Consider the following 11,205-nt stretch of genomic DNA (forward strand, 5'->3'; position numbering starts at 1 on the left):
AGCAAGTGATAATGCACAATAAATTTGAAGTATAACGAGTATTCCTATATCTAATGAATAACATCAGGGATACATATATATATGAAAGATTTCACAGACTTATTAGAGGTAATTAAGACATGAGGCTAATTCCACTTAACAATGCGCATAATGTCGGCATTTGGTCCGCACAGTATATCGCTGATAAAATCAACGCATTCAACCCTACTGCTGATCGCCCTTTCGTTCTTGGGCTACCAACAGGTGGCACCCCTCTTGCAACTTATAAGGCTCTGATTGCTTTATATAACGCAGGAAAAGTCAGTTTTAAGCATGTGGTCACATTTAATATGGATGAATATATTGGTATTCCAGCTAATCATCCTCAAAGCTATCACACATTTATGCATGAGAATTTCTTTAACCACATCGATATTCAAGCGCAAAATATTAATTTACTGAATGGCAATGCCCCTGATGTTGATGCAGAATGCCAACGTTATGAAGATAAAATTAAATCTTACGGCAAAATTAATTTATTTATGGGCGGCGTAGGTAACGACGGTCATATTGCTTTCAATGAACCGGGTTCTTCACTGAACTCTCGTACTCGCATTAAGACATTAACGCCCGAAACACGCCAAGCTAACTCACGTTTTTTTGATAACGATATCAACCAAGTACCAAAATTCGCTTTAACTGTGGGAGTTGCCACATTAATGGATGCTGAAGAGTTAATGGTACTCGCGACAGGTGCAAATAAAGCCAATGCAGTTCATGCTGCGGTAGAAGGTTCAATCAACCATATGTGGACAGTAAGCTGCGTGCAAATGCATCCAAAAGCACTGGTCGTCTGTGATGAACCCGCAACACTCGAATTAAAAGTCAAAACGCTTAAATATTTCAAACAGCTAGAATCTGAAATTATTGAAAAGTTTAACTAATATTATATTTATCAATCACCCGGTCAGCGAAGGCTGATCGGTGACCCACCTTCCAGAGGTCAGGAGTTTAAGCCATGTATGCATTAACAAATTGCATTATTTATACAGGTCATGAAAGACTGGATAACCATGCGGTCATCATCGATGGTGAAATCATCAAAGATGTTTGTCCTGTCTCTGAATTACCTTCCCATATTTCACAGCATGACCTACAAGGTGCAATCTTATCCGCTGGGTTTATTGACCTGCAAGTCAACGGCTGTGGTGGTGTCCAATTCAATGATAATAAAGAAAATGTCACATTAAAGAATTTGGATATCATGCAAAAAGCCAATGAACGCACGGGATGTACCAGTTATTTGCCAACGCTGATTACGTGCTCTGACGAATTAATGAAGCATGGTATTGAGGTCATGACCGAGTATTTAAAAGACCACAAGAACCAAGCTCTCGGGCTCCATTTAGAAGGCCCATACATTAATGTTATTAAGAAAGGCACACATAACCCTGAATTTATCCGCCAACCATCCGCGCAGATGATTGATTATTTAGCCGCCCATGCAGATGCGATAACGAAAATCACATTAGCACCTGAAATGGTTGAAGTTAATTATATTCATCAATTGAAAGATGCAGGGATTGTGATTTCAGCTGGGCACTCAAATGCAACTTACGAGGAAGCCAAACTAGGTTTTAAAGCCGGAATCTGCTTTTCAACGCACCTTTTTAACGCCATGCCATATATTTCAGGCCGTGGCCCGGGTTTAGTAGGGGCTATTTATGACACCCCTGAAGTTTACGCCGGAATTATTGCGGATGGCTTACATGTCCAATGGGCAAATATCCGTAATAGCAAACACTTAAAAGGTGATAAATTAATTTTAGTGACTGATGCCACCGCGCCCGCAGGAATAGATCCTCAAACTGGTGAAATGGATCATTTTATCTTCGCAGGTAAAACCATATACTACCGCGATGGATTATGTGTAGATGAAAATGGCACACTCAGCGGCTCATCACTAACAATGATAGAAGCAGTAAGAAACAGTGTAGAGTACGTGGGTATTCCATTAGATGAAACACTGAGAATGGCAACGCTCTACCCCGCAAGAGCCATTGGAGTTGATGAGACGTTAGGGTCTATCGCTCCGGGTAAAATTGCGAATTTAACCGCGTTTAACCACGACTTCGACGTCCTCGCAACCTATGTTAACGGAGCAGAAGTCTACAAAAAATGAGTAACTAGCTAATGAATCAAAGCCACTCGCTGAAGCAAATTGGTAATATTGATCTCGTCAAACAACTCAATAGCGCTGTCGTCTATAGTTTGATTGACCAACATGGCCCGATATCAAGAATTCAAATCGCGGAGCAAAGCCAACTTGCCCCAGCCAGTGTCACTAAAATCACTCGCCAACTACTCGAACGTGGCTTAATTAAAGAAGTTGACCAACAGGCCTCCACTGGGGGCCGACGTGCCATATCGATTGTCTCCGAACACAAAAATTTTCACACCATTGGCGTTCGTTTAGGCCGCTATGATGCCACCATCGCCTTATACGACTTAGGTGGCAAAATGATTATCGATGCTCATTACCCTATCACGGAACCTTCTCAGCAAGCGGTAGAACAAAAGCTGATTTCCGCCCTTGAAGATTTTATCGAACATAATCAAAAACGCTTAAAAGAGTTAATCGCAATTTCGATTATTCTCCCTGGGTTAGTTAACCCAAATAGTGGAATTGTCTACTACATGCCACATATCAAAGTTGACAATTGGCATCTCATCGATAATTTACAAGCGCACTTTAGAATAACGTGTTATGCAGGGCACGATATTCGCAGCCTAGCGCTCGCTGAGAGCTACTTTGGTGCAACCCGTGATTGCGAAGACTCACTCCTCGTCCGTATTCACAGAGGCACAGGAGCAGGTTTAGTCATCAATAAAGAGATATTGCTCAACCACCGAGGTAACCTCGGGGAAATCGGCCATATCCAAGTTGACCCACTCGGTGAACTTTGTCACTGTGGCAATTTTGGTTGTTTAGAAACCATTGCCTCAAACCAAGCGATTGAAGCTCGTGTAAAACAACGTTTAGAACAAGGCTATTCAAGCTCCCTTACATTGGAAAATTGTACAATTTCCCATATTTGCCAAGCCGCCAATACAGGAGACCCACTTGCCAATGAAGTTATTCAGCATGTTGGCCGTCAAATTGGTAAAGCGATTGCTATCTCAATAAACTTGTTTAACCCTGAAAAAGTCGTCATTGCAGGCGATATCACGGAAGCAGAACAAATTCTGTTACCCGCGATTCAAAGCTGCATTGACACACAAGCCTTAAAAGGGTTTAGGGAGAATCTCCCCATCGTCACGTCACAGTTAGTTCATAACTCTGCGATAGGCGCTTTCGCACTTACTAAACGGGCAATGCTCAATGGTGAATTATTACAAAAACTGTTTGAAAGCTAATTTTTACCGTTGCTCTCTTTAAAGCAGGTCGAGATACCTGCTTTTTTATTAGCGACAATCTGAACGTTTCGTTTCATAAGCTATTTTTCTATCGCGTCGTCTTCTCCCTCCTTTGTTCCTGTTACAAATTTTTGCGCTCTTTCACTGTATGACTTCACGCGTCACCAAATTACATTTATCTAACAGGTAAGATAAAAAGTGATTTTTTTCAAATATGGGCTTGTTTTTTGCTGGCTTTATCGACAAAATGATTATTCATCAAACAAACAGACACATTTTCTGAAAAATAGTGCAAAAAGCTATTGACTGTCGTGTGTGTAATTAGCATAATGCGCCCCGCAACGCCGACGAAGGTAATGCAAAAAAAGATGGCTATGTAGCTCAGCTGGTTAGAGCACAACACTCATAATGTTGGGGTCACAGGTTCGAATCCCGTCATAGCCACCATTATTTTGCGGGAGTGGCGAAATTGGTAGACGCACCAGATTTAGGTTCTGGCGCCGCAAGGTGTGCAAGTTCAAGTCTTGTCTCCCGCACCATTTTCCTTCTCGGTAGTATTGAATTTAAGATTGGGGTATCGCCAAGCGGTAAGGCACCAGGTTTTGATCCTGGCATTCCCAGGTTCGAATCCTGGTACCCCAGCCATCTTAATACAATCAATAGTAGAATTTCCCGGATGGGGTATCGCCAAGCGGTAAGGCACCAGGTTTTGATCCTGGCATTCCCAGGTTCGAATCCTGGTACCCCAGCCATCTACTTCCCTTCTTGTTGCAACAATCATTCCAAAGAAATAATAATGGCTATGTAGCTCAGCTGGTTAGAGCACAACACTCATAATGTTGGGGTCACAGGTTCGAATCCCGTCGTAGCTACCATTTCTTTTTGTTGGGGTATCGCCAAGCGGTAAGGCACCAGGTTTTGATCCTGGCATTCCCAGGTTCGAATCCTGGTACCCCAGCCATTCTCTCTTTAATCCCCCATAAATTAGATTTCCCTTAACACCCCGTAGTGCATTTAGGCATAACGTATTTATGTATAAAACCCTACCTCTAATTTCATTTATCACTTTTATTGATAAATGAAACAAAAATAAAAAAAACAGCAGACACGTTCGATTTTTAATAAACAGGGGAGCCATTTCCACTGTTTTCTATATTTTCACCTCTGTTTTTTAGCTTAACGGATTATTTTTTGCGATATCTTTATTTATTTAATCCCAATACTACTAAATAAGTAGCAACTTAATCGCTAAAAGTGATCTTAGAGCAACATTTACCCTATAAAATTTACGTTTAGGTAACTTTTATATCAAATATGTGACTTCAATCATTTTTATATAACCATTTAAAGTGGTAACCTTCCCTAGAATTGTAGTTAGGTATGATTATTACCAGTCAAATTATTATCACTCACTGGTACTAATGAATTCAGCCCCTTCCTCCATTCCAACTAAATTAGCTCTCAAAAACTCTAATAAAAGTTTTAAACCTAATAATTATAAATTGCCAAACGCAACATTTTTACAGAGAAAATTTATGCGAAACATGATAAAGCAACCCATATATAAAATATTATATGTTCAAGTGATAGTAGCCATCGTTCTGGGTATAGCACTTGGTCACTTTTTTCCAGACATTGGTGAGTCACTAAAACCGCTTGGTGATGCATTCATCAAAATCGTTAAAATGATTATCGCACCAGTTATCTTCTTAACTGTTGTCACCGGTATATCAGGGATGTCAAACATGAAGGCCGTGGGAAGTGTCGCAGGTAAAGCAATGCTCTACTTTATCACTTTCTCGACAATTGCTCTCATCATCGGTCTTATCATCGCGAATATCATTCGTCCAGGTTCGGGGCTTAATATTGATCCAGCGACTTTGGATAGCAGCAAAGTTGCCACCTACGTTGAAAAAGCACACGAATCCTCGATTGTCAGCTTTTTGATGAATATCATCCCTGATACCGTCATCAGCCCATTAGTTAATGGAAATATTCTGCAAGTTCTGTTTATTGCAGTTATTTTTGGGTTAGCGCTAGCTGCAACGGGTAAACACGGCGAGCCTATCGTTAAGTTACTGCAAAACTTTTCTGAACCTGTGTTCAAAATGGTGGCGATGCTAATGAAACTCGCCCCTATCGGGGCATTCGGTGCAATGGCATTTACCATTGGTAAATATGGAATATCCTCTATCGGCAATTTAATGATGCTGATTATGACTTTCTATATAACATCACTGCTATTTGTCTTACTGGTGTTGGGAGCGGTAGCCAAATATAACGGTTTCTCAATCATTGAACTGATTAAGTACATCAAAGATGAACTCTGGTTAGTATTAGGGACTTCTTCTTCTGAGGCCGCATTACCAAGTTTAATGCGAAAAATGGAGCATGCGGGGTGTGAAAAATCTGTTGTAGGCTTAGTGATCCCTACTGGTTATTCATTCAACCTTGATGGTACCAACATCTACATGACGATGGCCGCATTATTTATTGCCCAAGCCACCAATATTGAGCTGACTATCTGGGAACAAATTTCATTGCTGCTAGTTGCCATGATAAGCTCGAAGGGGGCAGCTGGTGTAACGGGTGCAGGTTTTATTACTTTAGCAGCCACTTTGATGGTGGTACCAAGCGTTCCTGTTGCAGGCATGGCGCTTATTTTAGGTATCGACCGATTTATGTCTGAGTGCCGCGCTTTAACTAACTTAGTCGGTAACGCATGTGCGTGTATCGTTGTTGCACGTTGGGAAAAAGAACTCGACACAGAAAAACTGGCTCATGCATTTTCAGCAAAAAATGAAACTTTAGATTCAGTGATTACTGAAGACGACAGCATCAATACAGATATAAGTCACATTCAGCCAATTGATTTAGCTAATAATAAATAGCGCTAACTTCTTCATTTAATTATAAATAGGCCTCTAATTTTGCGGCCTATTTATATATCTAAGATAAGTTCTATAACCCTAACGCATACTTCAGAGCCAGTTTTTTTGCTTCTCCGGCGCGCTGTGCCGCCATCAACCCAAGATTCCTAACTATTTTCAATCCCGGTAACTTTTCACTAAATGCCATATAGAACACATCCATTCCAGCTTGCATGATTAAATTATCAGGTAAACGACGGCGTTGATAACGTTTCAATACATCAAGGGAATTCCATGGTTGTATGTATTCACGCGCGTAAGTCACTTCTTTGAGCAATGCATCAACATCTCGATAGCCTAAATTCACTCCCTGCCCCGCTAAAGGGTTGATGGTATGAGCGGCATCGCCAATCAGTGCCAGCCCATCCATCACATAGCGACTTGCGTGGTGACGGGTCAGTGGAAACGCCCCGGAAGCTATCGCAGTGATCGGCCCTAAGCGTTCAGGAAAAGCTTCAGAAACCGCTCCCGTCAATTGTTCCATTGACATACCTTGTAAACGTCTGATCTTTGCGGGACTGTCATACCAGACTAATGAGGCCCAATTATCATACAGAGGTAAAAATGCCCTCGGCCCTGACGGAAAAAACTGCTGCCATGTTTTGTCTTGCTGAGGCTGCTGTGTTTGAATACTAATCAACATACATGATTGGCGATACTGCCAGCCTCGGCTACCAATTCCTGCCATTTTACGGACTTGCGAATTAGCGCCATCAGCGCCGACCACAAGCTTAGCTTGTAAAGTTCGGCCATCATCTAATGCCAACATCCACTCTTTTTGCTGCTTAGATTGATATAAATTGATAAGTCTCGCAGGACAGACAAGGTCTAGATTGCTGTATTTTTCACATTCTTGCCACAATGCAAGTTGTAACACACGGTTTTCTACCATAAAACCGAGTTCAGGCAACCCAAGGCTTTGAGCATCGAAAACCACATTGCTATCGGGTTCTTCCCATGTTTCTAACTGGCGATATGGCGCACTCCGCATTGCTTTCACATGTTGCCAAGCCCCTAATTGTTCCAACAATTCAACAGAAGCGCGGCTAATCGCAGAAATACGAACATCAGGAGCACTTTGTGAGTCAAAGGCCGCAGGTTGTGCTTTTTCAAGCAAAGCGACTCGCATGCCTTCTTGAGCAAAGCCCAATGCTGCTGCCGCGCCAGTCATCCCTGCGCCAACGACGACAACATCATAAGATTCGATTAATTTATTCATACGTTCGCTACTATTTATTGTTTAATAAAGGTTATCGTTTGATAACAGTGACTACGTTAATAAAGGTATTGTACCGAAAAATGATGGCTGTCACAGGAAATATAGGTATTGAAGGCTTAGAGCTCATGCGTTTCTCTCTTCTTTATAACCTTACAAATAGTGTATTTTGCTGAAAACATTTTGATTTGCACAAAAAACAACCACAATTTCGCAACATCCTCTGGTCACTGATGCCGCAAATGAATACAATACGTGCTAATTTTAAAACAATAGGCAAATTGCCTGCCCTTAGATTTCGTGTGGTGATATTATTTTAAATATCTTTGCATTTATCCCATCATACAATGATGTCCTTAATCAAAATGCATGCGACTTCCCAAATATAAAGGGTAGGACTTTGGATTTACAACGCGTTTCGGAGTCCATTACACTAGCCGCTTCGAAAACACCGGATATACGACATGTCGACGAATAAAAAGCTATACATTAAAACTTGGGGTTGCCAGATGAATGAGTATGACTCATCCAAAATGGTATCTTTATTAGAAAATACCCATGGTTATCAACTCACTGAAATTGCAGAAGAAGCCGATTTATTACTGCTTAATACCTGTTCAATTCGTGAAAAAGCACAAGAAAAAGTCTTCCATCAACTTGGTCGTTGGAAGTTTTTTAAAGACAAAAACCCTGACATTATTATTGGTGTAGGCGGCTGTGTCGCTTCACAAGAAGGGGATTTTATTCGCCAACGTGCACCAAGTGTTGACATCGTTTTCGGCCCGCAAACTTTGCACCGTTTGCCTGAGATGATTAACCAAGTTCAAGGCACTCGTAGCCCAGTTATCGATATCAGCTTCCCTGAAATTGAAAAGTTTGACCGTTTACCTGAACCTCGTGCCGAAGGACCAACGGCTTTCGTTTCGATAATGGAAGGCTGTAACAAGTACTGCACCTTCTGTGTAGTACCTTACACCCGAGGTGAAGAAGTTAGTCGCCCTTGTGATGATATCTTGTTTGAAATCGCGCAGTTAGCGGCACAAGGTGTACGTGAAGTTAATTTGCTTGGCCAAAACGTGAATGCCTACCGCGGTGAAACCTTTGATGGTGAAATTTGCTCATTTGCAGAATTATTGCGTTTAGTCGCTGCAATTGATGGTATCGACCGTGTGCGCTTTACCACTAGCCACCCAATTGAATTTACTGACGACATCATCGAAGTCTACCGCGATACCCCTGAATTAGTCAGCTTTTTGCATCTCCCCGTGCAAAGTGGCTCAGACCGCATTCTAACAATGATGAAACGTGCGCACACCGCACTTGAATACAAAGCCATTATTCGCAAACTGCGTGAAGCACGCCCTGGTATTCTAATCAGTTCGGACTTTATCGTGGGCTTCCCCGGTGAAACAACTGATGACTTCGAAAAAACAATGAAACTCATTGCAGACGTGAATTTTGACATGAGCTACAGCTTTGTCTACTCCGCACGTCCTGGCACACCCGCTGCAGATTTACCTGACGATGTAACTGAAGATGAGAAAAAACAGCGTCTATACTTACTGCAACAGCGTATTAATCAGCAGGCACTAAGCTTCAGCCGCCAAATGGTGGGAACCGTTCAACGTATCTTAGTTGAAGGAACATCCCGTAAAAACGTTATGGAGCTATCTGGACGTACTGAAAATAACCGTGTGGTAAACTTTGAAGGCACACCGGATATGATCGGTAAATTTGTGGATGTCGAAATTGTGGATGTCTATACCAACTCATTACGCGGTAAAGTCATTCGTACAGAAGACCAAATGGGTCTTCGCGTTCATGAATCGCCAGAATCTGTTATTGCACGTACCCGTAAAGAAGATGAGCTAGGTGTTGGTAGCTTTCAACCCTAAGCCGCAACCATAGGATATTCAGTGACCGAGACAAAAAATTTGCAAATCGCAACACAAGAAATCTTTCTAGAACCCGCAGATAACCAGCGTTTAATGAGCCTCTGCGGGCCATTTGACGATAATATCAAGCAGCTAGAACGCCGCCTTGCTATCGAAATTAATCGCCGTGATAACCGTTTTAAGTTATCGGGTAAGCCACTGAATGTTCAAGCGGCGAGCAAAATTTTGCGTCAACTGTATGTCGATACCGCACCCGTACGCGGTGTGACCCCTGATATCGACCCTGAAAATATTCACTTAGCCATTATGGATAGCCGCGTTTTAGAGCAATCTGCCGATAGCGTGCCTGACTATGGCAAGGCGGTGAATATTAAAACTAAACGTGGTGTGATCAAACCACGCACCCCAAATCAAGCGCAATATATCGCCAATATTTTAGACCATGATATTACATTTGGAATTGGCCCCGCCGGAACGGGTAAAACCTACTTAGCAGTCGCAGCAGCTGTTGATGCGTTAGAGCGCCAAGAAGTTCGTCGTATTTTGCTTACCCGTCCAGCGGTTGAAGCAGGCGAGAAACTGGGTTTTTTGCCTGGGGATCTCAGCCAAAAAGTCGACCCTTACCTACGTCCACTTTATGATGCGCTATTTGAAATGTTAGGCTTTGAAAAAGTTGAAAAACTCATTGAACGTAATGTTATCGAAGTTGCACCGCTCGCCTATATGCGTGGTCGTACCTTAAATGATGCGTTTATTATTTTAGATGAGAGCCAAAACACCACCATCGAACAGATGAAAATGTTTTTAACACGTATTGGCTTTAATTCCAAAGCGGTTGTGACGGGTGATATTACTCAGGTTGACTTACCTCGCGGTAGTAAATCAGGGTTACGTCATGCCATTGAAGTGCTTTCTGAAGTGGATGATTTAAGCTTTAATTTCTTCCACAGCGAAGACGTGGTTCGCCATCCCGTCGTTGCAAAAGTCGTCATGGCTTATGAAGTATGGGAAGAACAAGATAATAAACGTCGCCAACAATTACGTGAAGAAAAAGAACAACAAAAGCAATTTGAAAAGCAGGAAAACCCATAAATGAGTGACATCGAAATTATTCTCGATTTACAAATTGCGTGTGAAAACCCTGATGGTTTGCCTTCGGAAGACGAGTTTCAGCGTTGGTTAACCGCTGTGTTGCCGAAATTTCAAGCACAAAGTGAAGTCACTATTCGGGTAGTTGATGAACCTGAAAGCCATCACTTGAACTTAACCTATCGCGGTAAAGACAAACCGACTAACGTGTTGTCATTCCCCTTTGAAGCCCCACCTGAAATTGAGCTTCCTTTGCTCGGTGATTTAATTATTTGTCGCCAAGTCGTTGAACAAGAAGCGGTTGAGCAACAAAAAACGGCAGAAGAACACTGGGCACACATGGTTGTTCACGGTTGCCTTCATCTTTTAGGCTATGATCATATTGAAGATGATGAAGCAGAAGAAATGGAAGGTTTAGAAACCGAAATTCTGGCTGAATTGGGCTATGAAGACCCATATCTTGCAGAAAAAGAGTGACCTAACTATAATTTTTTGAAATGCCTTTCTGATAGAAAGCATTACTTTACAAAAAATTGACGGTTATTTTGCAGATAAACCGTCAATTTTATGCTAAAAAGAATCCAGTAAGCTGTTTTTATTAACTAACCTAAGCTCCAAATACTTTAACTTGGCCTACTTTTGGTACCAAGTACAGCCAACAACGCTGCAGTTCGAGATA

The 11,205-nt window shown here is 41.9% G+C and carries 8 protein-coding genes and 6 tRNA genes; 13 read left to right on the forward strand and 1 reads right to left on the reverse strand.

Annotation, left to right across the window (positions count from 1 at the left end):
- Window positions 1–119: 119 nt before the first annotated feature.
- From nagB to PSF42_RS16760, 10 genes are all read left to right on the forward strand, one after another.
- Window positions 120–923 (forward strand): glucosamine-6-phosphate deaminase, encoded by an 804-nt coding sequence (gene nagB / locus PSF42_RS16715; RefSeq protein ID WP_272680387.1) that lies wholly within the window; start codon window positions 120–122, stop codon window positions 921–923.
- Window positions 924–997: 74 nt separating this feature from the next.
- Complete coding sequence (gene nagA / locus PSF42_RS16720; protein ID WP_125894164.1) at window positions 998–2,161, forward strand: N-acetylglucosamine-6-phosphate deacetylase; 1,164 nt, start codon at window positions 998–1,000, stop codon at window positions 2,159–2,161.
- Between the two features lie 11 nt (window positions 2,162–2,172).
- Window positions 2,173–3,396 (forward strand): DNA-binding transcriptional regulator NagC, encoded by a 1,224-nt coding sequence (nagC, locus tag PSF42_RS16725; protein ID WP_125894166.1) that lies wholly within the window; start codon window positions 2,173–2,175, stop codon window positions 3,394–3,396.
- Between the two features lie 370 nt (window positions 3,397–3,766).
- Window positions 3,767–3,843, forward strand: a tRNA-Met gene (locus PSF42_RS16730).
- 7 nt (window positions 3,844–3,850) lie between these two features.
- Window positions 3,851–3,935: transfer RNA gene (locus PSF42_RS16735), tRNA-Leu, on the forward strand.
- Between the two features lie 31 nt (window positions 3,936–3,966).
- Window positions 3,967–4,041, forward strand: a tRNA-Gln gene (locus PSF42_RS16740).
- A 32-nt stretch (window positions 4,042–4,073) separates the two neighbouring features.
- A tRNA-Gln gene (locus tag PSF42_RS16745) sits at window positions 4,074–4,148 on the forward strand.
- 46 nt (window positions 4,149–4,194) lie between these two features.
- Window positions 4,195–4,271: transfer RNA gene (locus tag PSF42_RS16750), tRNA-Met, on the forward strand.
- An 11-nt stretch (window positions 4,272–4,282) separates the two neighbouring features.
- Window positions 4,283–4,357, forward strand: a tRNA-Gln gene (locus PSF42_RS16755).
- A 586-nt stretch (window positions 4,358–4,943) separates the two neighbouring features.
- Window positions 4,944–6,287 carry a dicarboxylate/amino acid:cation symporter gene (locus PSF42_RS16760; protein ID WP_227528990.1) on the forward strand — a complete coding sequence of 448 codons (1,344 nt, stop codon included), beginning with the start codon at window positions 4,944–4,946 and terminating at the stop codon, window positions 6,285–6,287.
- Window positions 6,288–6,357: 70 nt separating this feature from the next.
- Here PSF42_RS16760 and ubiF read toward each other — a convergent pair whose 3' ends face one another.
- Window positions 6,358–7,545, reverse strand: a complete 1,188-nt coding sequence (gene ubiF, locus PSF42_RS16765; RefSeq protein ID WP_272680388.1) for a 3-demethoxyubiquinol 3-hydroxylase — start codon at window positions 7,543–7,545, stop codon at window positions 6,358–6,360.
- A 461-nt stretch (window positions 7,546–8,006) separates the two neighbouring features.
- Here ubiF and miaB point away from each other — a divergent pair, with 461 nt between their 5' ends.
- The 3 genes from miaB to ybeY are packed head-to-tail and all read left to right on the forward strand — an operon-like array spanning window position 8,007 to window position 11,003.
- The gene (miaB, locus tag PSF42_RS16770) at window positions 8,007–9,437 is read left to right on the forward strand and encodes a tRNA (N6-isopentenyl adenosine(37)-C2)-methylthiotransferase MiaB (protein WP_213914235.1); all 1,431 of its coding nucleotides are present in this window, start codon (window positions 8,007–8,009) and stop codon (window positions 9,435–9,437) included.
- A gap of 39 nt (window positions 9,438–9,476) precedes the next feature.
- Window positions 9,477–10,529 carry a PhoH family protein gene (locus tag PSF42_RS16775; RefSeq protein WP_272680390.1) on the forward strand — a complete coding sequence of 351 codons (1,053 nt, stop codon included), beginning with the start codon at window positions 9,477–9,479 and terminating at the stop codon, window positions 10,527–10,529.
- On the forward strand, window positions 10,530–11,003 hold the full coding sequence (ybeY, locus tag PSF42_RS16780; protein WP_213914234.1) for an rRNA maturation RNase YbeY: 474 nt from the start codon (window positions 10,530–10,532) through the stop codon (window positions 11,001–11,003).
- Window positions 11,004–11,205 lie beyond the last annotated feature (202 nt).

Origin of the sequence: Providencia sp. PROV032, from assembly GCF_028484875.1 — a bacterium.
GTDB lineage: Bacteria > Pseudomonadota > Gammaproteobacteria > Enterobacterales > Enterobacteriaceae > Providencia > Providencia rettgeri_E.

What these genes read in the sequence shown, in the direction of transcription:
- nagB (WP_272680387.1), top strand. Translation starts at nt 120, where the DNA reads ATGAGGCTAATTCCACTTAACAATGCGCATAATGTCGGCATTTGGTCC.
- nagA (WP_125894164.1), top strand. Translation starts at nt 998, where the DNA reads ATGTATGCATTAACAAATTGCATTATTTATACAGGTCATGAAAGACTG.
- nagC (WP_125894166.1), top strand. Translation starts at nt 2,173, where the DNA reads ATGAATCAAAGCCACTCGCTGAAGCAAATTGGTAATATTGATCTCGTC.
- ubiF (WP_272680388.1), bottom strand. Translation starts at nt 7,545, where the DNA reads ATGAATAAATTAATCGAATCTTATGATGTTGTCGTCGTTGGCGCAGGG.
- miaB (WP_213914235.1), top strand. Translation starts at nt 8,007, where the DNA reads ATGTCGACGAATAAAAAGCTATACATTAAAACTTGGGGTTGCCAGATG.
- ybeY (WP_213914234.1), top strand. Translation starts at nt 10,530, where the DNA reads ATGAGTGACATCGAAATTATTCTCGATTTACAAATTGCGTGTGAAAAC.